The 21657-nt window shown below is 69.5% G+C and carries 20 protein-coding genes and 2 pseudogenes; 10 read left to right on the plus strand and 12 right to left on the minus strand.

Going from position 1 to position 21657, the window contains the following annotated elements; translation table 11 throughout:
* The first annotated feature begins 96 nt into the window (after nt 1-96).
* Nucleotides 97-969 carry an immunity 49 family protein gene (locus tag OG295_RS39975; RefSeq protein WP_331738908.1) on the plus strand — a complete coding sequence of 291 codons (873 nt, stop codon included), beginning with the start codon at nt 97-99 and terminating at the stop codon, nt 967-969.
* 80 nt (nt 970-1049) lie between these two features.
* On the opposite strand, the gene OG295_RS39980 is transcribed toward OG295_RS39975, so the two are convergent.
* The 3 genes and pseudogenes from OG295_RS39980 to OG295_RS39990 form a co-directional block, all read right to left on the minus strand.
* Nucleotides 1050-1604: a GNAT family N-acetyltransferase gene (locus OG295_RS39980; protein WP_331738910.1), complete on the minus strand. Its 555-nt coding sequence runs from the start codon at nt 1602-1604 to the stop codon at nt 1050-1052.
* A 10-nt stretch (nt 1605-1614) separates the two neighbouring features.
* The gene (locus OG295_RS39985; RefSeq protein WP_371681538.1) at nt 1615-1755 is read right to left on the minus strand and encodes a hypothetical protein; all 141 of its coding nucleotides are present in this window, start codon (nt 1753-1755) and stop codon (nt 1615-1617) included.
* An 11-nt stretch (nt 1756-1766) separates the two neighbouring features.
* Nucleotides 1767-2144, minus strand: a pseudogene (locus OG295_RS39990) (IS110 family transposase); the annotation flags it as partial.
* Nucleotides 2145-3414: 1270 nt separating this feature from the next.
* Between OG295_RS39990 and OG295_RS39995 the strand changes: the two are divergent.
* Nucleotides 3415-3753: a MerR family transcriptional regulator gene (locus OG295_RS39995; protein ID WP_123516786.1), complete on the plus strand. Its 339-nt coding sequence runs from the start codon at nt 3415-3417 to the stop codon at nt 3751-3753.
* A gap of 77 nt (nt 3754-3830) precedes the next feature.
* Here the strand turns inward: OG295_RS39995 and OG295_RS40000 are convergent, their stop codons facing one another.
* Nucleotides 3831-4022, minus strand: a complete 192-nt coding sequence (locus tag OG295_RS40000) for a hypothetical protein (RefSeq protein WP_331738917.1) — start codon at nt 4020-4022, stop codon at nt 3831-3833.
* A gap of 626 nt (nt 4023-4648) precedes the next feature.
* Here OG295_RS40000 and OG295_RS40005 point away from each other — a divergent pair.
* Nucleotides 4649-5215 carry an STAS domain-containing protein gene (locus OG295_RS40005; protein WP_371681535.1) on the plus strand — a complete coding sequence of 189 codons (567 nt, stop codon included), beginning with the start codon at nt 4649-4651 and terminating at the stop codon, nt 5213-5215.
* 759 nt (nt 5216-5974) lie between these two features.
* The gene (locus OG295_RS40010; RefSeq protein ID WP_371681528.1) at nt 5975-6184 is read left to right on the plus strand and encodes a hypothetical protein; all 210 of its coding nucleotides are present in this window, start codon (nt 5975-5977) and stop codon (nt 6182-6184) included.
* A gap of 64 nt (nt 6185-6248) precedes the next feature.
* Here OG295_RS40010 and OG295_RS40015 read toward each other — a convergent pair whose 3' ends face one another.
* Entirely contained in the window at nt 6249-6593 is a 345-nt protein-coding gene (locus OG295_RS40015; protein ID WP_331738923.1) for a transposase, read from the minus strand.
* 477 nt (nt 6594-7070) lie between these two features.
* Here OG295_RS40015 and OG295_RS40020 point away from each other — a divergent pair, with 477 nt between their 5' ends.
* On the plus strand, nt 7071-8537 hold the full coding sequence (locus OG295_RS40020) for an amino acid permease (RefSeq protein ID WP_331738926.1): 1467 nt from the start codon (nt 7071-7073) through the stop codon (nt 8535-8537).
* A 140-nt stretch (nt 8538-8677) separates the two neighbouring features.
* Here OG295_RS40020 and OG295_RS40025 read toward each other — a convergent pair whose 3' ends face one another.
* Both OG295_RS40025 and OG295_RS40030 read right to left on the minus strand, forming a co-directional pair.
* The gene (locus OG295_RS40025) at nt 8678-10024 is read right to left on the minus strand and encodes an SMI1/KNR4 family protein (protein WP_331738929.1); all 1347 of its coding nucleotides are present in this window, start codon (nt 10022-10024) and stop codon (nt 8678-8680) included.
* A gap of 695 nt (nt 10025-10719) precedes the next feature.
* Nucleotides 10720-10905 (minus strand): annotated as a pseudogene (locus OG295_RS40030) (glycoside hydrolase family 15 protein); the annotation flags it as partial.
* A gap of 224 nt (nt 10906-11129) precedes the next feature.
* On the opposite strand from OG295_RS40030, the gene OG295_RS40035 reads away from it, so the two are divergent.
* The 3 genes from OG295_RS40035 to OG295_RS40045 all read left to right on the plus strand — a co-directional run bounded on the left by OG295_RS40035 (nt 11130) and on the right by OG295_RS40045 (nt 13751).
* A complete protein-coding gene (locus tag OG295_RS40035) occupies nt 11130-11300 on the plus strand; it encodes a hypothetical protein (protein WP_331738932.1) in 171 nt (56 codons plus the stop codon).
* A 294-nt stretch (nt 11301-11594) separates the two neighbouring features.
* Nucleotides 11595-12044, plus strand: a complete 450-nt coding sequence (locus OG295_RS40040) for a hypothetical protein (protein WP_371681529.1) — start codon at nt 11595-11597, stop codon at nt 12042-12044.
* Nucleotides 12045-12416: 372 nt separating this feature from the next.
* Complete coding sequence (locus OG295_RS40045) at nt 12417-13751, plus strand: hypothetical protein (RefSeq protein ID WP_371681530.1); 1335 nt, start codon at nt 12417-12419, stop codon at nt 13749-13751.
* A 159-nt stretch (nt 13752-13910) separates the two neighbouring features.
* On the opposite strand, the gene OG295_RS40050 is transcribed toward OG295_RS40045, so the two are convergent.
* The 3 genes from OG295_RS40050 to OG295_RS40060 form a co-directional block, all read right to left on the minus strand.
* Nucleotides 13911-14153 (minus strand): hypothetical protein, encoded by a 243-nt coding sequence (locus OG295_RS40050; protein WP_331738941.1) that lies wholly within the window; start codon nt 14151-14153, stop codon nt 13911-13913.
* 147 nt (nt 14154-14300) lie between these two features.
* Nucleotides 14301-16235 carry a hypothetical protein gene (locus OG295_RS40055; RefSeq protein ID WP_331738944.1) on the minus strand — a complete coding sequence of 645 codons (1935 nt, stop codon included), beginning with the start codon at nt 16233-16235 and terminating at the stop codon, nt 14301-14303.
* A gap of 1266 nt (nt 16236-17501) precedes the next feature.
* The gene (locus OG295_RS40060; protein ID WP_331738947.1) at nt 17502-18107 is read right to left on the minus strand and encodes a hypothetical protein; all 606 of its coding nucleotides are present in this window, start codon (nt 18105-18107) and stop codon (nt 17502-17504) included.
* A 508-nt stretch (nt 18108-18615) separates the two neighbouring features.
* Between OG295_RS40060 and OG295_RS40065 the strand changes: the two genes are divergently transcribed.
* Nucleotides 18616-19017: a phage tail protein gene (locus OG295_RS40065; protein ID WP_371681531.1), complete on the plus strand. Its 402-nt coding sequence runs from the start codon at nt 18616-18618 to the stop codon at nt 19015-19017.
* Between the two features lie 632 nt (nt 19018-19649).
* On the opposite strand, the gene OG295_RS40070 is transcribed toward OG295_RS40065, so the two are convergent.
* Entirely contained in the window at nt 19650-19991 is a 342-nt protein-coding gene (locus OG295_RS40070; protein ID WP_331738953.1) for a hypothetical protein, read from the minus strand.
* 82 nt (nt 19992-20073) lie between these two features.
* Nucleotides 20074-20175 carry a helicase gene (locus tag OG295_RS40075; RefSeq protein ID WP_331738956.1) on the minus strand — a complete coding sequence of 34 codons (102 nt, stop codon included), beginning with the start codon at nt 20173-20175 and terminating at the stop codon, nt 20074-20076.
* A gap of 747 nt (nt 20176-20922) precedes the next feature.
* Here OG295_RS40075 and OG295_RS40080 point away from each other — a divergent pair.
* Entirely contained in the window at nt 20923-21363 is a 441-nt protein-coding gene (locus OG295_RS40080) for a phage tail protein (protein WP_331738959.1), read from the plus strand.
* The last annotated feature ends 294 nt before the right edge of the window (nt 21364-21657 follow it).

Raw genomic sequence — 21657 nt, forward strand, 5'->3', positions numbered from 1 at the left:
CTCGCAGCGGGGGTCCCGTTGGCAGCCGGGCGGTGCCAGAGCGTCGCCGTACCGTTGGGAAGCTGGATCTTCCCAATGCGGTAGAGGGTGATGAATGTGACGGTGACTGTGCCTCGGCATGTGCTGCCCGGCGGCCTGGCTCGCCGTGCCGAGGCGCTCGACAAGAGCGCGGCATGGCACATCAGGCAACTGGACTCTTCACCAGAGGCGTTCACGCTGGCATTCGGGACGTCATCCCTGGCGGCCCTGACGCACTGCGGTGAGGATCCGCGTGCGGCGGACCTGGCGACCTGGGAGGCATGGGTGACGGCCATGCAGGTCGGATCGGCCCTGTTCGCCACCTCGACGGCGACGGCCGGCACGGTGGAGTGCCGCATCGCGGACGAGGTTCGCACCCTCCAGGCGGGCGGGCCGCAGTACGCCGGAAACCCGGAGAACTGGATCAGTGCCTTCTGGCTGGCGATCGTGTGCCGGGAGCCGGAGCGGCTGACGGCCCTGGCCCGCGTTCCCGTGGAGGTGCTCAGGGCATCAGGTGCCGAGTGCCCCGGATACGTGTACCCCTGGGTGGAGACCCTGCAGACCTGGTGGAGCCGCGGCGGTGATCTGGGCGCCTCGCTGGACGCTGCGATCGCGGGTACCGATCCGGAAGGGCTTCACCGGGACGACCGGAGCCTGATGCTGCGGATTCTCTACCCTCCGATGAACCTCTTCCTGCTCTACGTCACCGCCGATCACGCAGGCTTCAACGAGGCACTGGCCGATGCGCTCCAGTGGCACAGGGAGTACTGGACAGGCCTCGACGAGGGCGCTGGTGCCGGCGACAGCAACAGCCTTGTCGCGCTCGGCCCCCTGGCCATGGCCTGCCTGGCGCACGATGCCGGGTTCCCGCTGACCATCGAGTCGGATTACCTTCCCAGGCACCTCGTCGCAGGCAGCTGGGTCGGCGAGTGCGACACCCTGAGCACATAGAACCCCCCTGTCCGGCCCGGCCCCTGTCCGGCCCGGCCGCTGTCCGGCCCGCCATCGTTCGAGAGCCGATGAGAGCGCGGTCAGGGCTGTTGCGGGAGGTTGAGCAGCATGGCGTGGAAGAGGGGGGCGCTGGGGATTCGGGGGCGCAGGTCCCCGAGGGTGGTCCAGCCCCACGATTGGTAGAGGAGGTGGACCTTGGGGTGGTCCTGGTCGACGAGGAGGGTGGCCCGCTGCTCGGTGCGGGGGGCGAGGAGTGAGTCGTGGAGCCGGCGGCTGGTGCCGGTCCTTCGCCATGGGGCGCGGACCATCAGCTCGCTGAGAGCGTATGTGCGCTGTCCGGTCTCCTGGATGAAGTCCGCCGGAACGGCGGTGAGGAGACGGCCCCACCACGGTGCGGCGGGCGGGAGAGGGGCCCCGTAGGCATAGCCGACGGCCTGGTCGCCCTCGTAGCCCACCACGCACGTCCAGCCCGGGCGCCGGCTCCAGGCGTCGAGGCCTTCGGCGAACCGGTCGACGGCGGCGAACGGATCGGATTCCGCGGCCTGCTCGTAGACCTCGGCATACACGTCGAGCAGCATGGGCCGTAGCCGGGCCGCCTGCTGGTGGTCGTAGTGCCGGATGGCGATCGCGGTCACAGGGCGGCTCCTATACGGCCAGGGTGCGGTGCAGGGTGGCGAGCCGGTCGGTGATCCGGCGGCTGTCGAGCGAGGACGTGTCGATGGCGCTCAGGGCGGTGGCGGCTTCCTCACGGTGTCCTTGTGCGAGGTGCAGCTCGGCGAGCTGCACGCCGCCTCGCCGTCGATCGCCCGCAGCGTGTGGGGCATCGCCCGGGAGGCGTCCGCGATGATGAACGCGTCCCTGGCGTCGGTCTTGGCCTCGCCTGGGTAAAGGTCGGCGATCCGCCGCATCGTCAGCCCCGGAAGGTAGGCGACCGGGCAGTCCATGTCCCTCGCGACCGCCAGCGGCAGGGCCCCGATTGAGGCGGGCTGGTCGACCACGACCAGCACTGTTCCGTGCTTGGCCTTCAGCTTGGTGAAGAGCTCGCGGAGCTTGGGTTCGGTGTTGGGTAACCGCTTATCGAAGGCCTTCTTGCCGGCCGGGGTGACGGAGGTGGCGTGGTGTTAGCCCTTGCCGACGTCCAGGCCGAGGAAGACGTCGATGTCGCCGGTGTCGATCACGTGCAGGCTCCTCCATCACGCTTTCGTCCGGCCTTGCCTCGGCACCGAGCTGCCACATCCACGTTACGGAGAGCTCTTCCGGCTCGGGTGAAGCCGGTGCTCAAGCCCCTCGTCAGCGGTCCGTCGATGCCTCCGGGCCCGGTGACACCGCTCCCCGGATCATGGTCAACAAGGGGGGGAAGTCATGCCGAGCCCGGAGGCCGGGAGCCCCATTGCGGAGCCAACGAAGACGGTAATGGGGGCAGGCGCAGGGCGTAGGTGCCGCCGCCGTGGCGCCCGGCGTTGTTGACAAGTTCGGAGACGACCAGGACCACGCTGTCCGCGGCGTCCGGACCGACGGCCGGCCGCAGAGCCCCGAGGAAGCCCCGGGCCTCGGCGACAGCGCCATCGGAACGGGCGGCTGGGGCGTCGATGCTCAACGTGTCCCTCTGGTGCTCCCCGCTCTGTCACCGTCGATGCCGGATCCCTGCCCGCCAGTTCTGTCCTGGCCCTCAACCGGCCAACCCCGCCGGCTGCGATTTTCTCGTCACGCGGCACCCGAAAATCTATGGCGGCGGGAGTAGACATTGGGCTGTGACGTGGTTATGGTTTCTCTCGTAACGCAGAGAGACCGCAGGGCCCGGCAGAGACGAACTGCCGGGCAGCAGTACCCGCAGTTGCAGTTCGTTTGGACGGTGCGGCGGTGGAGTTCCGAAGCCAGCGGTTGCAGGACGGTGACGGGACTGACGGCCGGACCGGGTGGCCCGCAGTGATCAGGGGCCGCCGCAAGCAGTACCGCAGTGGCAGTACCCGCAGTTGGCAGTACCCAGCAGTGAAGTCAGTGAGCAGTGCCTCGGTGAAGGCGTCGGCTGCGGGCGCGCGCACCGGGAGGTTCGGCAGTGGGGTTCTAAGCCAGAGCAGATGCAGGATGGGCGACGGGGCTGGCTGCCGAAGTGGCGCTGTGAGAAGCCACCAGTAGTACAAGCAGTAACAGCAGTTCGCAGTTCCCGTTTGGTAAGTGATCGATCCAGAGGGAAGAACGGAGGAGCCGAGCGCCATCAGGATCGCCCGGGCGTAAGTCTGAGTCCGGGTACCGCAGGACATCGATAGTGAGGTGGTCTCCGGTCAAGCAACCGCGATCCCCGCACTCCCGGCAGAAGTCAGGTCGGGTCGGCGGAAACAGAAGGCCGGCGCAGTAGCAGGGCCGGCAGATGGTGTAGCAGTTCCTTCGGGGCCCGGGTGCCGTAACGGCACCCGGGCCCCTCCACGCGTTCCACAGAGAGGTGCAATGACCGCAGACGACTCGTTCGGCCGTCTCGATGACGACGACTACCCCGCCTACACCATGGGCCGGGCCGCAGAAATGCTCGGCACCACCCAGGGCTTCCTCCGCGCCATCGGCGAAGCCCGCCTGATCACCCCGCTACGGTCTGCGGGCGGACACCGCCGCTACTCCCGCTACCAGCTGCGCATCGCCGCCCGCGCCCGGGAACTCGTCGACCAGGGCACTCCCATCGAGGCCGCCTGCCGGATCGTCATCCTCGAAGACCAGCTCGAAGAAGCCCAGCGCCTCAACGCCGAATACCGCCGCACTGCCGAGTCAGTCAATCCGGGAGCCGGGGCTTGAGCTGGGGCGCGCCTGCCAGGTCTCGGCAGACCGTGCTCTCACGCAGAAGTCGAGAGCAACAGGCTGGCGGGGGAGGGTCAGGCGAGGCGTGAGCCGATCCGGAACCGCATCTCGCCCGCGGCCCGGCCGATCTCCTCGCTCTGGACGGTGTCATCGAGCAGTCCGAGGAGAACCGTCACTGCTCGTGCCTCGTCTGCGCTGATGAGTTTCAGTCGGGGTTCGGTGACGCCGTCGAGGAGGGTGTCCAGCAGGTCCAGTGTCTCGTCCATGCCAGGCACAACGCCCGGACGGCGCGCACGTCACCGTGCTTCCAGATGGCGCCGCAGCGCGGCGCGGTGTGCGGAGGCAGGCTCCGGCTGGAGGTTAGGCCTTCTTTCGCGTCTTGCCTCGGGTGAGTGCCTGCTGGAGTTCGTTTCCGGGACAACCGGCGGTGGGGAACATTCCAGATTGGTTGACCGTTCATTCATGTGTGGGGCGTGGGAAGGGACCGTGTCCCCGGGCCCGACCAATGCCTGCGGGGAAAACCGTTCGGCTGAAGCCCCCCAGAGCCCTCCGCCGCGAGGCGACGACCCTTCCGCGCCCCCACCCTGACCGCCCCGTTGGCCCCCCGTCGGCCCGGCACCGCCCCGACCGGCCATCCCCTCCCCCGGCCGGCCGGGGCCCCTCACAAGCGCCAGCGCCAGCCGTCATCATCAGGCCCGGATCTCATCGACGAGCACGCGCAGGGTCCTGGCCCGTTTCGCCGGAGTCGGCCTCTGCGGCTGACCTGGGGTGGGCGACCCGGTCGCCGGACATGCCATTCCCGGCCGATGTGGTGCTGGTTGTCGGCTGCCGCCGGCCCTACCGTTTGTCCGGGAACGGCGAGAGGAGAAGGTTCGTGCAGGGCGAGGGCAGCATGGACATCGACGTTGAGGTCCATGGCAGTGCGACGGTGGTTCGCCCGCACGGTGAGATGGACATCAGCCGGGCCGGTCACTTCCGCCACGTACTCCTCGACGCCCTGTCCGGCGAACGGCTTCCTTACGACGTGGTGGTCGGTCTGCAGCACCTGTCCTTCTGCGACTCCTCGGGCCTCAACGCCCTCCTGGCCGCGCGTACCGTTGCTCCGTCGCGCGGTCGTGCCGGGCGCCAGACGCGGTGGGTCGCGCTGGATGACCGGGTGGGTGCCGGGCTGCTGCCGGCGGGTCCGTGCCCGGGGGCGGCGGTCAGAGCGCCGCTGCCGGGGGTTTGCCGGACGGCCCCTGCTCCGGCCGGGGAGGGGGCCGGAGGCGGGGGTGCCCGGGTGCCGTGCGGATCCGGGCGGCAGCCCGTGGTGCAGGCAAGCCTTCTGCATGCCGCCGGGGGAAGGGCGGCATGCAGCGGGGCCTGCTCCGGGAGCGCCCCCTGCATGGCGGCGGCTTCCTTTGTCTCGCGTCTAACCCGGCCTTCCTCCTTCAAACGCCTTCCCCTCCAAACTTTCTGAGACCACGTCAAGGCCTGGGCGGCGGGCGTGGTCGCACGCTCGCTCCGCTCCCCTGATGTGTGACGGTCAGGGCCGCGGCGGCACCGTAGTGCGATCGGCCCGGTTGGCCGCTGGTGTCAGCGTTGAGCGTCAACTCTCGCCCGCGCATGTCACGCGGGATGCCGAACGTGGTGCTTGTGAGGCCGGGTGCTGGTTGGGCGTGGTTATGGTCGGGTTTAGTCCGCGTCGATAGGGCGTGCGCGGGCGAGGCCCGGTGAACCAGAGCGCTCTGGCGACAGCAACACCGGGCCGCCCCGCCACCCGTGTGATTCAGCGCCCGGACGCTTCGGTGTCCCAGTCCTGACAGGGCTATGGCCCTGCGCTCACTGGCCGGCGGGGCCGGTATCGGGGTCTGTGCGGGTGGTTCCGGCGGGCGTGGGGCGGGTCGGGCGTGTGGGTGAACGCCGGATCGGGTGGGATGGGCAGGGCGAGGGGCCCGCCTGCCGTGTCGGCCTCTTCCCCTTCGGGGTGCTGTCGGCCGGGCACCGGCCGCCGTCACACGTCGCCGTCACGCAGCCGCGGCCGACGGCACCCGCTTGATCTGCCCGCTGGCTCGGTGGCGTGCGCGGCCGTTCCAGAGCGGCGTGGGCGCAATTCCCGTGGGGCGGTTCTGCAGCGGGGGAGGTGTGATGGCTGGAGGGATCCATCCTGCGTGAGCGCACCTGCTGCCCGCTGGTCGGGGCAGGGATGGATCGGTCGGTATCGGTGAAGACTCTCCGCGTGCCTGAGGACCCCGAGGAGCTTGCCGACGCCATTGCTGTCGCCGTGCGGGCGGGCGATGACCGCCGTATCGGCCTTCTTCTCGACCGGTTCAAGGAAGTGGCGGGCCTTTCCCACCTGATACGGCTGCGTGAGCGGCTGTGCGGTGCGGGCGGGGCCGCGAGGGTGAGCGCCCGTGGCATCGGGCGGAGCGCGACGAGGACTCGGTGAGGGTGGCCGCGCGCTGACCGCAGAGCCTGCGAGAAGGACTACCGACGCCTGGTAGCGGAGGCGGTTATGGAAGCCAGGGGCTGTTCCGGTCGTCGACTGCCTCCCGCGTGGGGGAAGGGTCCGTCGTGTCGCGGGTCTGGTCCGTGTGGCGGGGGAGCGGCCGGCTGGCGGCGAGGCAGGTGAGGACGTTGTGCCAGGTGCCGTCGGTGTTCCACAGGCGCAGGCGTTCGGCGCAGCGGTGCCAGGGCCCGTAGCGGGCGGGCAGGTCGTGCCAGCGCCGGCCGCCTTGCTGCTGCCACAGGATGCCGTTGACGACGGCCCGGTAATCTGGCCCGCCCGGTCCGCAGCGGGGAAGCAGTGCGCGGATCGCGGCCCATTCCTGGTCGTTGAGGTCGTCGGATTCGTTCATGCTATTTCAACGGTTCTTCCTGAGCACCGACACGCCCCGCCGTCAGTGGGATGGAAGGTTCTGGGTCGCGACCCTGTCGGTCGCCGGGCATGACCGCGGCCGGCCCGGTCATGCATGCTGGACTGTTCAAGAAAGAAGCCCCGGGCGCGGCCGTTGGCCTTGCGGACAGCCCTTGGCTGACATGCTTGCCATCCTCGGCGAGAGCGGCTGCCGCAAGGACCTCCTCGCACAGATGCAGGCACGCCCACCGGGCGATGGTTCACCGGTATCGCCGGATCCCCGACCGGAGGGCACCGGCCGTCACCCTGCCCCGGGTCCGGCGCAGTGTGGCGGAGGGCAGGGTGGCATCCGTACGGCTGGTCGCGTGAGTCGAACGGAACATAGGCGTGGAAGATGGTGAAAATGGTGCACTGATCGGTCCCTGCCTGCCGTGTGCCTCGGGCACTGGAGGGGCCCCTGGAAGGTGAGGTGGCCGCGGTGGTGGAGTCCTCGTCCGATGCCCGGGGCGACGCGGGGTCCGTCGAGGCGGGAGGCTACCGGCAGGAGCTCAAGCGCACTCTCGGTCCCTTTCAGGTGTTCGCGATCTCGTTCGCGTTCATCTCGGTGGCGGTGGGCATCTTCGCGACGTACGACGAAGTACTGCAGACCGCGGGGCCGGTCGGTATCTGGCTGTGGATCGTCGCGGCCGTGGGGCAGACACTCGTGGCGCTGGTGGTCGCGCAGTTCGCGGCTCGTATCCCGCTCAGCGGTTCCTCTTATCAGTGGGCCTCGCGGCTGGCCGATCCGAAGATCGGCTGGGGGTTCGGCTGGCTGACCTTCTGCTACCTGGCGATCGGCGTGGTGGCGGTCGACAACGCCCTGGCCAGCCAGGCGTTCATGCCGCTCATCGGCATGGGGCCGGACGAGGACACCGCACGTGTGATCACGCTCGTGGTCCTGCTTGTCCAGACCGTGCTGGCCGTAGCCTCCACGCGCCTGGTCAGCCTGATCAACACCGTCGCGGTGGGGCTCGAACTGGCGCTCGTCGTGGTGGTGGTGATCGCGCTTGTCATCGCTGTCGCGGTCACGGGCGACGGCGCGGTCGGCAACCTCACCTCGCGCGGTGTCGTCGAACACGCCCCCGGCTACTTCGCGGTCGGCGGCGGGCTGATGCTCGCGATGATCATGGGGCTCGCGACGCTCGTCGGCTTCGACTCCGCGGCGAACCTGGCCGAGGAGGCCAAGGATCCGTTCCGCACCGTCCCGCGCGCGATCGTGGGATCGGTCGTGGCGGCCGGCGTCCTGGGCATGCTGTTCCTGATCACGCTCACCGTCGCGATCGACGACATCCCCCGCATCAGCGCCAACGGCTCACCGGTCGCGGCGATCATGCGTGACCAGCTCGGTCCGGCGATGGAGAGGACGCTGCTGGTCGCGATCACCATCGCGTTCTTCGGCGCCGGGATCGTGGTGATGGTCGCGTGCTCGCGCCTGGTCTTCGCGATGTCGCGCGACGGGCGCTTCCCCGCCCACCGCCTGATGCGGCGGGTGAACCCCCGCACGAGGACGCCGATCCCGGCGACCGTGCTGGTTTTCGCTCTGGGCGTCGTCCTGATGGTGGCGCTGCCGGGCGCCGCGCTGCTGGAGCTGGTCACGGCCTCGACCATCCTCCCCGCGCTCACCTACGGCTCGACGATCGTGCTCTACCTGGCGGTGCGCGGGCGCCTGGGCCGCAAGAAGGGCGCCTTCGACCTGGGACGCTTCGAACTGCCGGTCGCTGTCTGCGCTCTGGTGTGGACGCTCATCGCATTGTTCGTTCTGGTGACCCCGCACGAAGCGTTCGTCTCCGTTGTGATCGTGGTGGGCCTCCTACTCCTGGGCGGCCTGTTCTTCGCCGCGATGCTGAGGTTCGACCGCCAGGCCATGGAGACGGAGCCGGGTGGAGTGGACTCTTTCACCGACTGACCAGACAACACTCCCCTGTCCCGAAAGGACCTCCCCCTGACGAGTCGGAGGAAGTGCAGGATCCAGCGGCCCGAGCACGGCGCCGCCTGGCAGGCGGCCCCCGGCGCACGGGCGTACGAGGAACGGGGCCGGGCCGCTAGCTAGGCCGGACCGAGGTCGCCCTCGACGACGGTCTGGGTGATACGGGGTCGGCCCCACAGGGCGAGGAGTTCGTTGGCGAGGCCGGCGACAGTCACGGGATCCTCGTCGAAAGGCCCGTTGACGGCGGCCGCCAACAGGCCCTGCGGGACGGCGTCGGCATCGAGGAGGGCGCCCCACTCCTGAGATCCCAGCTCCAGGTATTCGAGCCCGGTAAGCCCCGCGACCTCAACGGGGTCGGCGAGGGTCCCGGGCTGCGCGGCGAGGGATCGCAGTCGGGGCAGCCCCACGAGGGGCGTGAGGCTGACGGGGCGGCCGCCCCGTGCGTTGAGGGTCAGGGCTTCCAGGCCGGGGTGCACGGCGCTCCCCAAGGTTTCCTGGTTGTGGGCGAACGACGTCGGGGCCGGTGGGTGGGGCTCTGCTCCGCCGGATTCCGTGGCGAGCCGGTCCAGCAACAGGTCGGTCAGGGAGTCGGCGAGGAGGCGGGCGCCGATGTCTTCCTCGTGCGATATGAGGATGACCTGCCCGATGTGCCCGTGGGGGCCCGGGGTCAGATCGACGGCCAGCCGGTCGCCGCCTCCGTTGTCGCCGAACGCGATCCAGCCTGGCGAGCCGGCGAGCCCCTGCACGGCGGCGGAGGGCCGTGTCTCGACCGCCTCCATCGCCGCGTGGTTCCAGGGGCACTCGCGGGTCGTCGGCTCGGCGACGTACAGGCCTTCAAGGCTGAAGAGTTCGCAGCGGACCGCCTCGGAGTGGCGGCTCGCTGCCTCGTAGTCGCCGCTCCAGTCCGCCCACTGGGCCCGCGTCACCCGGTAGAGCGCCTTCAGCTCCTCAGGCAGAGGGATGCCCAGACGCGACTCGGCCGCCGCGATCTCGGCCTCGGTGGCGCCGACAGCGCCGGGCAGACGCCCGCGTACCGTCCGTTCGAGCAGCGCCGGGTCCGCCGAAGGCGCCGACACCGCCCGCGGCGACGGCTCCGGAAGGCGCCGCCAGGGTTCCGGGAGCGCATCCTCGACCAGAACGAGCGCCCCCGGATTGAACCCGAAGCCGAGCTCCACCGCCCTGCTGGGTATGAGGAGGTGGAGCCGGGTGCGTCCCGTCGCCTCCGTCTCCATCACGAACGTCACAGCACTGATGTCGTCCTTCACAAGGACATCGACCACCCGCAGCACACCGTCGTTGTGCATCTGCTTCAGGGGCACGCTCCAACCGCTCCGGGTAATACGGCCCACCACCCGACCGCCTGGAACGGCGAGCCGCTCCGCATTCTCCACCCGCAGGAGCCGCAGCAGGGGCTCCCAGGTTGCGAATGCGTGAATCGAAGACCGGCGGTTCTCTTGATCGTTCATGACGCAGACCGTACCCGGCGGGTGCCCCTATCTCTTTGGTCAAGGTGGATGGGTGCTGGTTCGGGCGTCTGGAACGATGTGCCTGTGCATGCTGACGTCGTGTGCCCGGGTGACCGGACGTGAGCGGATGGGGGAGTACCTCGGACACGGTCTCGCGTGCCGCCGCTGCGCCGTCCCCGGTGACCGCCGGACCCTGTACGGCATTGTCCAGTGCCTCCATTCCATAATTTTGGAATGAAGGGCCCCGGACTCCCCGGCTGTGTCGGTGTCGACCGGGCCGTCGCCTTCCTCCTTGCCGGGCAGGGCGTCGCCGTACCAGAGGCCGGACCTGCGGCCGGGGTGCCCGCCGCGCGGTCCACCCCCGCCCCGAATCCCGATCCGTACGCGGCGCCCGCCGCACCAGAAGCCGCCTCTGGTCCTGGTCCTGCTCCCGCTCCTGATCCGGCCCCGTCCCCGGCCCCGGCCCCGTCCCCGGCCCCGGCCCCGTCCCCGGCCCCGGCCCCGGCCCCGTCCCCGTCCCCGGGGGGTCGGCCCCGGGGACGGTGGCGGGCGGACGCCCGCGCGATGTGGGAGCCGCTGACCGAGAGGTGGAGCGTCCCCAACGATCTGGACCTGTCCGGCGAGCAGGGCCTGCGCGACCGGCTGAAGGCCGGGCTGCTGGACAGAAGCGGTCGCGCTGATCGTCGAGGCCGGCAGTCGGTGAGCCAGTCCACGACGCGCGCGAAGGCGTGCCAGCCACGGATGCCGCCGATGTCCCGGGCCTGCGCGAGGGCGTAAGCGGCCTCGCCGTAGATGTCGAGCTGGATCTGGTCGGCGGCCGCGTTTCCGGCCCGTACCGGGGCGGAGCGCCGGTAGCCCTCCAGGTGGTCCAGCACCTCCTCGGGACACCACCGAAGGCGTCATCGGCGCGATCACCGGCACCCTCACCCGCCCCCAGCTTCTGGTTCTGGGCCGCTACGACCAGGCGGGCTGGCTGCGGCCGGTCGGCCGCACGGTCCCGCTGCGTCCGGAGGTCTCCCGGCAAGTCGGCGAGCAGCTCGTCGCGGCCGGCGCTGGCCACCCTTTCGAGGGGGTGCGGTTCACCTCGACGTGGGGGAGCCGTGGCGTGCTGGATGTGGTGCTGGTCCGCCTGGAGCTGGTGGCGGAGGTCAGCGCCGACAGGGCCGTTGACCACGGGGTGTACCGCCACCCGCTCCGGTTCCAGCGGATCCGCCTGGACATGGGCGTGGAGGACGTCCCGCCGTTCGGGGCAGAGGCCGCGGCGGCGGCCGGCTGACTACCGCACCACCGGGCCTATTGGGAAACCACGGCCCGAATTCGGCGCAGGGGGGCGCCGGTTTCCTCGGGGCGGAAATGGGCGACGAGACGGGCGACGGCTGAGACGGCGTCGACGATGCTCCATTCGGTGTCGGCCGGTCAGGGCCGGGAGAGGGAGAGCCCTGGGCGGACCCCTTGCCGTCCGAGTGTGCCGACGCGTCCGTTCGGTCGAACTGGCATGGCGCCGACCCAACGGCCGCCGCAAGCTCAGCGTGCCGAACGGCCCCTCATCTCGAACGGAAGCGATCCCATCGTGTCCAACTACCTGCGCCGCGCCGCGTCCCTCGCCACCACCGGGCTCCTCTTCGCCTGCGGAGTGGCATTCGCCCCCGCCGCCCACGCGGTCACCTACACCCTCACCGTCAACCCCACCGCCCCCCTGCGCGAATACATCCCCACCCTCCACCGCAATATCGCGCACGTTTCCGGTACGGCGTCGTGCACCGGCGGATTGCCTGCGGACGTTGCCGTGGCTCTCAGCCAGGACGGGGCGGATGGGGAGGAAATCTCCGGAGGAGGCTCCGTCTTCATCGCTTGTGACGGGCGACCCCACACCTGGGCAGTCGACATCCAGGGGGCTGTAGATCTGGCCGGGCTTCCACTTCTGAGAAACTGGAATCCCGGCCCCGCCACCGTAGAGGCCAACATGGGCGGGACCCTTGGCACGACCTTTCACGGGACCATCACCCTCACCACAGGCTGAGCCCGCCGTAGCCAACCTGCCAGATCCCGCGCCGGCCTGTGCGGCCCTGGTCGCCTGGTGGCCTGTTCCGGCGAGGTCGAGGACGTCTTGACGGCACTGATGGTGCAGTTGCCGCTGCGGATGTTCAGGCCGTCACCCCTGGGGTGACGGCCTCTTTCGCATGTCCGGGACCGGTCCGACCAGGGGCTGTTGGCCCTCCGCCAATGTCCTTCGGCGGAGTGAACCTGGCCCTCGCGTACGCGTGGGCGGCTTATGCGGTGTGCTCCCAACTCGTCCTGTAATCAATTTTATTGACACGAAGCAGGATGTTTCGGCATGTTTCCCGCGCGGCCCGACCATCGGGCCGCGCGATGTGTGATCGGAGTGCGTTTCATGGTGCGTTCGGTGCGTGAGGTGTACGACGAGTACGCGGTGGCGTCCCGGCTGCGGGTGCCGGTGGCTGCGTGGCGGTGGGCGGCCGGTTCGGGCCTGGTCCCTCCGGCGGACGCCGGCCCGGGGGTGTGGTCGCGGGCGGTGGTGGAGGCCGCCGACCCGGAGGCGGTGCGTGCGGCGCTGCGGGGGCCGGTGGGTGCGGGGTGGGCGGCGGACCGGCTGACGGAGGCGTTGGGGGTGCCGTTGCCGCGTTGCCGCCCGAGGGTGACGGCGGCGGCGGTCGGTCACCTGGTTCGGGCCGGTCTGCTGGTCTACCTCGGAGGCGACGTCCAGGCTCCCGATGTTCACCCGGACCAGGTGGCCGCGCTGGCCCGCCGCCGAGACCTGCCAGCGCTGCTCGACCGGCACGTCCCTCAGGGCCCGGACCCGGCTGCGGTACGCCTGGGCGTCCGCCGCGTCGAGTTCGACGTGTTGGTGCAGCGGGGGTATGTCTCGCCTGTGGGGTCGGTGGACATCGACTTCAAGCGGCAGGGCGGCGTCACAACCGTGGCCCTCTACAGCGCGGAGGAGGTGGCTCTTCTGCCGGTGGTGTGGCCGTCGGTGGACTGGCGGGCGGTGCGCACGGTCACGGCCGGGCGCCGGTCCCCGCTCGCCGGTCTCAACCCGGTCGACCCGGGCGGCTACCGGTTGTTGTTGGCGGGGGTGGCGCGGATCGCCCGGGTGGGGCGCGCCGCGGTGGTCCAGTGGCGCCGCCGCCACCCCGACTTCCCCACCCCGGTCGGTGGGACCGACGTCCACCCGGAGTTCGACCGGGCCGCCGTCCTCGCGTGGCTGCTGGCCCACGAGAAGATCGCCATCCCCACGAAGCCGCCGACCGCGTCCCTGTTGCTCGCCCGTCCCGGTGGCGGTACGCGGGCACTGCGCCTCGATGACCCGCTCCTGGCCCTCGCCGAGGATCCGTCGGGCGAGGACCGGCTCTCGGCCTGGTCCAAGGACGGCGACGCCGACGCCCTCGACGCCCTGGCGGACGGGATGTTCGGTGCGACGCTGCGCCGGCTGACCGTGCCGGGCTCGGGCGTGTGGGCGGTGCTGGGCGAGGTGCGGGTTCTCGACCGGTTCCGGCCGGGGTCGGGCGGTCTGCACGTCACCCTCGCGTGGCCGGCCCGTCTGCGCGGTACGGCCTCGGACGGGCCGGCGGGCGAGGCGGTCCGCCACGGAGTCCCGGAAGTGAGGACGGGCCAGGAGTGTGTCTGTGTGCGGCATGACTGCGGCGGTTTGGTCCCCAAGTCGTGGTGCACGGAGCACGGGGATGCGGTCGGGCCGATGCTGGAGTGACATGTGGGCGGCGGGCTGCACTGCGCGCGGCTTGCGCAGGATCGGGCGGTCCGGGTGTAGGGGGCGGTCGGCTGCGGCCGGAATCGCTGAGGGAGCGGCGTGCCAGGGCGCGCCGCCCCCTCACGTTCGCGGCATGGTGCAGGCCTGCCGCCCGGTGGTCTAGCGGGTGGTGCGGGCTTTGGCGAGGAGGCGTTCGGCGGTGCGGGTGCTGATGCCGTAGTGGGAGGCGAGGGAGTCCGCGGTGACGGCGGGCCCCTGGCCGTTCTCGGCGGTGGCGAGGGCGGCGGCGACTTCGGGCACGCGAGTGTCGGGTGCGGTGCGCCGGGGTGCGCGGTCCTTGGCGCCGGGGGGTGCGGCCTTTGTACTGGGCTCGCGGCGCTGCTCGTTAGGGTGATCGGCCACGGCGTCGAGGCGTAGGCCTGCCGGTAGTGCTGTGTGGCTCGTGCCCGGGTGTTCGCCTCTGAGGTGCCCCGGGCGCGGGCCGCCGTCATGTGGTGGTGCCCGCGCCGGGGGGTGTTGTCAGGGGTGGTGTGTGCGCTGTGGTGGTGTTCAGAGTCCGGGGGTGGCGGTGGCGTAGGCGAGGTAGTGGACGCCGCGGTGGAGGGTGAGGGCGGGTGCGGAGACGGCGTTGCCGGTGTTGGGGACTTGTTGGAAGCCGCCCCACTTGTTGCGGTTCTGGCGGTTGTGCCAGATGACGCCGTCCATGCCTTGGACGGCGCACCCCAGGTCCCCGCCGGTGACTTCGGCGAGAGCGGGGGCGGCGGTGACGGTGGCGCCGATGTTGGTTGGCTCTGACCAGACGTCGTTGTACATCCGGTAGGCGATGAAGACGGCCCGGTTGAGTCCGGTGTGGACCATGAAGGGGGCGCTGCCGACCTGGGTGAGTGCCGGACCGTAGTGGGTGCGCATCGACGGGTGCGGGTCGAGGGCCCGGTGCCAGGTGCCGTTGCGCAGGACACACGAGTAGATCTGGTCGTTGTTCACGCCCCGGAACGCGCAGTGCAGGTCGGGTCCGTTCAGGGCGAGGGCGGGGCCGTCCTGGGTCTCGCCGGGCAGCCGCACGAGGGATGACCAGGTGACCCCGTCTGGGCTGGAGATGGTGTACACCCCGTTGTCGAGGCCGCGGTGGGCGAGGTGGAGCCTGCCGCCGTGAACGGCCAGCGCCGGCGCGGACAGCCCGGGGTAGGGGTGCACCTTCTGGTGCGGGCTCCAGGAGGTGCCGTCGAACCGGGAGATGTACAGGGACTTGTCGATGCCCTCGTGTGCCATGTACAGGTGGTCGCCGAAGCTTGCCAGTGCGGGGGCCGAGGGTGTGTGCGTGGCGGGGGGCTGCACCGGGGTGCTCCAGGCCGTCCCGCTGAGGGACCGGACCGCGAGTGAGGGAAGCTTGCCGACGTGGGTGCGGACGAGCAGGTGGTGGTTGCCGTCGAACCAGCCGCCGTTGAAGGTCCACCATTTTTCGTCGTACGGCTTGCCGGCCATGGACTCCAGCGCCCGCCGGTCGAAGGTGATCGTCCGCTGCGCCACGAGATCGTCGTAGATGAAGTCGAGGATGTGCTTGATCAGCGAGGCGATCCCGGCGATGAAACCCACGAAGGCCTGGGTCGCCTCCAGGTGGGTGCCTGCGGGGAACTCGCCCAGGGCCTCGGCTGTCTCCCAGGCCATCTGTGCCAGCCGGTCCATGGTGCGTGCGAACTCTGCCGGAGCTCCGTGGTCCTCCTCCCAGCATTGGATGTTGTAGGTCAGGACCTTGTCGACGGCCCCGTGATAGACCACGGTGTTCGGTTCGATATCGCGGGTTTTGCCGCTCCACATGTCGGTGTACGTGCGGCTGCGGATCGCCTGCTGGTTGCCGCCGTCCGCACCGGAGGCCATAGCCCAGTAGATCTCCTCGGAGCCGAATTCGTCCGATCCGGAGTACATGTGGAATTTATCCAGCCACACCTTGACCCTCACGGGCTTCGCGGACTGCGGGGCGGGCTCCTGGGCGGAGGAGGTCACGACCGTGGCGCCGTACCCGTACGCGGCCATCCCCTCGGTGAACTCCTTGGAGTCCCGGGCATCGTCGGCCCGGGTGTCGAGGTCGACCACGTTCACGTTCGGCTGCGCGGCGATCTCCTCATACACACCCGGCAGCTCGGCGAAAACGTCCTCAAGCGTGTAGCCCGCTTCCAGCGGACGAGCGCTGAAGGTGTCCGGGAACACCTTCGCCCTGCTGGCCTGCTCCTCCTGGTAGAGGCGGCCGAAGTCACGCACTTCCTCGTCCGGGACAAGCTCCCGCACGGGCGCCAGCAGGCGGGTCTCCCAGTCCGTGAGCTCCAGACCGGCCTCCAGCCGCGCAGCGCCGTGCAGCAGGACGCCGAAGAGGAGGTTCGCTCCCCGGGACGAGGGCGTCTGCCCCGCCCGCTTCGACGAGACAGGTCCGCCCCGCAGCTGCGCGCGCAGCCGTTCCAGACGGTCACTACGGGAAACCTCAATGGCCATGGACGATCCCAACCCGAGTAGGAGCACGACGCGCGTGCGAGCACGAGAATCCTCCCAATGGCATCACGGAGTGCGATAGATCATTTACGGACAGTGATATGCGTGCGTCTTGGTCCATCCCTCGCGTGCGATGCGCCGCTTTCATGTCAGTGGGTGGCGTCAGTGGCATTGCGTCAGGTACTGAGGTTCGTGCTGGCAAGGGTGGTGATCGGATTCGGCTCCCTGACATGGGATGGTGTTTGGGGGTGGGGGTACTGACACGGGGCGGTAGACGCGCAGGTCGCGTACTGATACGAAACCGGCAGATCGCAGACGGGCTGCTGCTCGATGTGACCGGGTGGACGGTGCGGTGCTGATGTCGGATCACGGTGCGTTCGGGCCGGGTGGCCGGTCCGGCTACGAGCCGGCCGGAGGGGGCTGCGGTGACGTCGGCCGGTTCGTGTGGCGGGGCGACGTTCCGTAGCCGCAGGCGGCCGTCCGGGCGCGGGAGTGGGCCCGGTTAGGGTGCGGGTAGCCCGTTCCGATATGGCGTGTGCGGGTGAAGCCGATGAGAGACGTGTGCCACCCGGGCTCGGGGCGCAACATTCGTGGGCTGGCCTCGTTGACCATGGCATGAAGATCACGCGAGCGTTCGCACTCTCTGTCGTCGCTGCGACCACGGTGCTGGGGGCTGGGTGCGGCAGCGCCCAAGCCGCCGCAGGAACCGGGGTGCGGTCAGTCGTCGGCCTGGGCGGCAACTTCGGCGCCGTCCTTCCTGGGCGCCAAACAGACGCTCTTGACGATTACGCAGCATGGACCAGCGTTCAGGACTTTGGGTTGGTGACCGGCGCTATCGGTCACAACCTTGACAGGCTCGAAGGCACGCGCACGAATAATTCCATTCGGTACAATTAGGCGGCCAGTGGGAGTGTTCAATGAACGGCGGATCCGATGATCAAGGAGACGCCAGATGAGCGACACCACCACCATCGAGCAGATACCGGTCGGCGGGTCGGTGACCGGGACGGCTGCAACGGTCAGTGACGAGCAGTTGGTCGCGATGCTCGTGGACCGGGCCCGCGGCGAGGGGCTGCACCCGGGCCGAGCTCTGGCCGCACCGACAGAAGCCAGTCGTCGCCCGCACCCGCGTTCTCAGCACTACCTGATCCGGCCGCCGCTCGACCTCCTCGATCAGCAACGCGGACAGGTACGGAAACAGCTCCTGAGGCCCGGTGCCCAGTGTTCTGGGGGCAGTACCACCGGGCCGCCTTACCCTTGTTGGCGGTCTCAGTGGCCGTTGAGGGCGTGTGTGAGGGCGGTGCGGGTGATGTCGCCGGTGGTGGTGATGTGGGCGGCGATCCGTTCGCGTTCGGTGAGTGCGTCGGGTGTTGCGGCCGTTCGTCCGGCGGCGGGTCCGGGGCCCCACCGGTCTCTCCAGAGTTCCAGGGCGTGGACGTGGGGCAGGTTGGTCCAGTAGATGCCCCGGTGGAGGGGTGTCCAGAGGTCGTCTGTGAGGCTGACGACGAGTCTGGCGGTGAGTCCGGTACCCCTGTTGGGTCCGGTGCCTCCGTGGGTCTGTCCGGCCCGTTGAGCGCCTTCGGGGATGGGGTCCCAGTCCTGTAGCAGGCCGCGGTGGTCCAGTTCGGCGCGGAGGGCGGGGGCGAGTGCGCGGAGCCGGCTGACCCGGTGGGTTCCGTTTTTGCGGAGCCGGTCCCGTTCGGCGCGGATCCGTGCGCGGGCCGCGCGCAGCTCGGGTCCTCGCAGCCTCAGGACGTCGGCGTCCTCCTCGGCGCTGGCCTGCCACCGCGTCTCGGCGGTCTGCTGCTCCTGGACCAGGGCGTCAAGCCGCATCAGTTCGTCGGGGGGTACAGCAATGACCATGGTGTGTGGCATGCCCCCATCCTCGCCGGAGAGCGGCCCGAAGCGGGCACGGATCCGCCCCTCTCAGGGGTCCGCGCTAGCCGGATCTGAGTATCTATATAGATACTCCACTGTGACGGGCCTGAAGGGTGCTCGGGGGACATGTGTTCTGGATGTCTCTGGACTCTGCCGTGAGGCCCGTTGCAGGAGCTAGGGTCTGGTGCAACCTGCGGTGGCATGCCGTGTGTGGGTGATTCTCGTGCCCGGGTTTTTCCGGCTGTGAACTTTGTCAGGCGGGGGGTCACCTCCCGGCGCAGGGGTTCGTCCGCTGTTTGGGTGATCGACTTCCCGCCGAAGGTGTGGCTGGGTTTCGTGTATCGCTTACGGACCAGGAGCGACTACGTTCCGTTATGCTAGCTGTACGTTCAGTTGGCAGATCCGTTTGGTGCTTGGGCCCGCGGACCCGCTTGGACGTCCCTCTGTTTTCGGCGACTTCCTTGGGGCGGCCCGGACGGACCCCCGCAAGTACAGGAGAGTGCGCATGCCGACTGGTGACTCATTGATGAACTCCAAGTTCGCCATCGAGCTCGGTAAGTTCCATGTCGAGACGCTCCAGAGCGTTTCAGGCCTGACGCTGGGACAAGACGGGGTGGAGGGTAGGCCGCAAGCTGGCAAGACAGGCGAAGTCACCGTGACGCGGGGTACGGACAAGAGCACTGCGTTCACGGACTGGATCAAGGAGACTCTGGTCGATACTGACCCCGATGCTGCCCGGAAGAACATCACGATCGCGTTGACGGACACGAACAAGCAGACAGTTCGGCGTGTTCATCTCAGCAATGCCTGGGCATCTCGTTGGGAAGGCGCACAGCTCGGGGTAGCCAACTCCGCTTCCGCCGCAGAGCAAGTGACCATTGGCTACGAGGACGCCACCGTTGAGTAGTAGTGGCCCCCCGCCGGCCGGGCCCGCTTGCGGGCCTTTGGGCCTGGAGCGGAGCGGAGGGCCGGGGGTGGGAGCAGAGCGGACACCCCAACAGGCCGTAGGCCTGAACCCCGTGAAACGGGTGTGAATGGGTGCGGCGGTGGCACTGGATCGGCGTCAGCCAGGGCGGGATGACTGTCTCCTGCTCAGCCTGGGCGGTTGTAGTGATCATGGCTGTCACGAGGTGACGAAGTTGCTGCCGTCCGGTGCCAATCAGGAGGACGACCGGCTGCCATGGGCGTGCCAGTTCACAACTTGCGGGCCGCATGGTCGGCCAGGTCCTGCGCGCCCTGACCGCTGCGCCCGGCGTCCCGGTCCCCGACGGCCCCCGCGTCTCCGCGGCGGCGGCCCGCTCCCGCTCCACCACCCCCCGGCGCCGCCCCCGGGCAGGCCGCGCCTGCGGAGCCGGCCGTGCCCGCGCACTGGCGGCAGGCTGCTCCGGCCAGGGCCTTGGGCTGGTGCGGGTGACGGCGGAGCATCGGGCGGGGCCGCAGCGGTGCGGCTCGGGGCCGGCGAGGGGCCTGTCGTGTCAGGGGTTCAGTACTCCGGTGGGACCCGTCAGCGAACCGGAGGCGCTTGACAGTGCGCCGCTACTACCTCGGCTGGGGGCTCCTCACGGGGTTGTTGTTTTCGAGGAGCTTGTTGGCGACGTTGAGGACGGTCTTGTCGAGGTTCGTGGCATCGGCTCCCTGCGCGGGAAGCCCGTAGTTCTCAGGGTGCTCCGTGACCGCGCCCTTGACCTTCGTGTAGAGCTGCTCTTCAGTGGGAATCTGGGAAATCATCGACCCGGTGTCAGGAAGGCTGTCGACCCGGACGACCTTTCCCCCGAGGTCCTTTTGCAGGCCGTCAATTTTGTCCCGGACGTCGGCATGGGCGGGGGTGGTGACGGACATGGCGGCGGCGGCAAGCACGGCACCGCTGATGATTTTCTTCATAGCCAGAGAAACGACAGGCCGGTGGTCAGGAAACGGCCGCAGGCCCGCTGGCAGCCCGCCCCCGGCGTCGGATCTCGGGATCTCACACAGCCGACCCCGACCAGTCGACCCCGAGTTCGGCCAGCGCCCGCAGTTGTGTGGTGCCGAGCCGGTCGCGGCGCTGTTTTTGGTTGGCGAGCCACACCCCCGTACGGTGCTCACTCCCGTCCGGGAGGCGTTCGACGTGGGAGCGCCCCGGAGCGCCGCCACCCTCCCGGGCGAGGTACTGCCCGAGGGCCTGTACACCCGCTTCGAAGGCTGCCGCGCCCCGGCCCGACGTGGTGGCCGCCCGCTTCTTCGCGGGCGCCTGGCGACGCAGGTCGCCAACCGGCCTGCCTCGGCATCTTTGTGGGCAGCACCTGGCTCTGAGCGTCGCTTTCGTCCTCGACATCGGGGCCGGGGCAACGGACTGAGCCCAGGGTTAATCCGGGCTCCATTTTGATGCAGGATGGTGGTCGGGTGTTCGGCGGGCTGCTTCGCCGCGGGGGGCCGGCGGTGGGCTTTGGTTAGTGCGCTCCCTCTGGTCCTTTCCAGCTGCCGGGTATGGCTGAGTGCTGGTTCGAGGTGGAGTTGTAAGGGGTGTGGGAGGGGGCGGACATCCGAGTGGGTCGTAGGCCAGTGTCCGGTGAGTTGGGGTCATGTTCCGCGTTTGGGGGTTTGTCTGCTGTTCGGGTGATCGACTTCGCGCCGAAGGTGTGACTGGGATTCATATATCGCTGAGTGCGCCGATCTGGTTACGTTCCGTCATGTTGGCTGTATGGCAGTCGGCTGGCCCTTGGACGTTCGGTTGGATGTTCGGTCCTTCATGCTGGGAGGTTTCTGTCGTGGCGGCTGGCCTGGGGTGGCCGGATGAGGTTGTATCGCTCGTTTTCAAGTACAGGAGGCAGTGCGCATGCTGACCGGTGACACATTCAGCACTTCCGCGTTCGTCATTGAGCTCGGCAGGTTCCAGGTGGAGACGGTCCAGGCTGTTTCGGGACTGGCCCTGGAGCAGGACGTGGTGGAGGTCAGGCAGCCCTCTTCGACCGGCGAGCTCATCGTCCGTAAGCAGCCCGGCGCCCGTAAGGCGGGCGAGGTCACCATCATCCGGGGTATGGACAAGAGCACTGCGTTCACGGACTGGATCAAGGCGACTCTGGTCGGTGGCGACGTCGATGGTGCCCGGCAGAACATCACGATCGCGCTGCGGGATGCGCAGAAGCAGACTGTTCGGCGTGCTCATCTCAGCAATGCCTGGGCATCCCGTTGGGAGGGTCCATCGCCCGGGGAGTCCGACTCCGGGTCTGCCGCAGAGCGGGTGAGCATCACCTACGAGGACATCACCGTCGAGTAGCAGGTGAGCTGCTGCCAGCTGGGCCCCGCGTCAGCGGGGTCCAGGCCTGGAGGCGAAGCCGGAAGGGCCCGGGTGGGGGAGCGGAGCGGACCCACCCCAACGGGCCGAAGGCCCCGACCCCGTGAAACGGGGTCACCCAGGCCTGCAGAGCAGGCCGTTCGAGTGGGCGAAGCGGAACCCCGAACCTGTCCGGAGCGAAGCTCCGGACAGCGGCGGAAGGGCCGGCTCGTAGGACCGCGAAGCGGTCCGCCGCCGAGCGCAGCGAGGCGGTTCTCTCCTCGAGCGCGCAGCGCT

Source organism: Streptomyces sp. NBC_01276 (genome assembly GCF_041435355.1).
In the GTDB taxonomy this organism is placed as follows: domain Bacteria; phylum Actinomycetota; class Actinomycetes; order Streptomycetales; family Streptomycetaceae; genus Streptomyces.

What these genes read in the sequence shown, in the direction of transcription:
- OG295_RS40025 (WP_331738929.1), bottom strand. Translation starts at nt 10,024, where the DNA reads ATGAACGATCAAGAGAACCGCCGGTCTTCGATTCACGCATTCGCAACC.
- OG295_RS40005 (WP_371681535.1), top strand. Translation starts at nt 4,649, where the DNA reads ATGGACATCGACGTTGAGGTCCATGGCAGTGCGACGGTGGTTCGCCCG.
- OG295_RS40045 (WP_371681530.1), top strand. Translation starts at nt 12,417, where the DNA reads ATGGTGCGTTCGGTGCGTGAGGTGTACGACGAGTACGCGGTGGCGTCC.
- OG295_RS40060 (WP_331738947.1), bottom strand. Translation starts at nt 18,107, where the DNA reads ATGCCACACACCATGGTCATTGCTGTACCCCCCGACGAACTGATGCGG.
- OG295_RS40065 (WP_371681531.1), top strand. Translation starts at nt 18,616, where the DNA reads ATGCCGACTGGTGACTCATTGATGAACTCCAAGTTCGCCATCGAGCTC.
- OG295_RS40000 (WP_331738917.1), bottom strand. Translation starts at nt 4,022, where the DNA reads ATGGACGAGACACTGGACCTGCTGGACACCCTCCTCGACGGCGTCACC.
- OG295_RS40015 (WP_331738923.1), bottom strand. Translation starts at nt 6,593, where the DNA reads ATGAACGAATCCGACGACCTCAACGACCAGGAATGGGCCGCGATCCGC.
- OG295_RS40055 (WP_331738944.1), bottom strand. Translation starts at nt 16,235, where the DNA reads ATGGCCATTGAGGTTTCCCGTAGTGACCGTCTGGAACGGCTGCGCGCG.
- OG295_RS40070 (WP_331738953.1), bottom strand. Translation starts at nt 19,991, where the DNA reads ATGAAGAAAATCATCAGCGGTGCCGTGCTTGCCGCCGCCGCCATGTCC.
- OG295_RS39995 (WP_123516786.1), top strand. Translation starts at nt 3,415, where the DNA reads ATGACCGCAGACGACTCGTTCGGCCGTCTCGATGACGACGACTACCCC.
- OG295_RS40080 (WP_331738959.1), top strand. Translation starts at nt 20,923, where the DNA reads ATGCTGACCGGTGACACATTCAGCACTTCCGCGTTCGTCATTGAGCTC.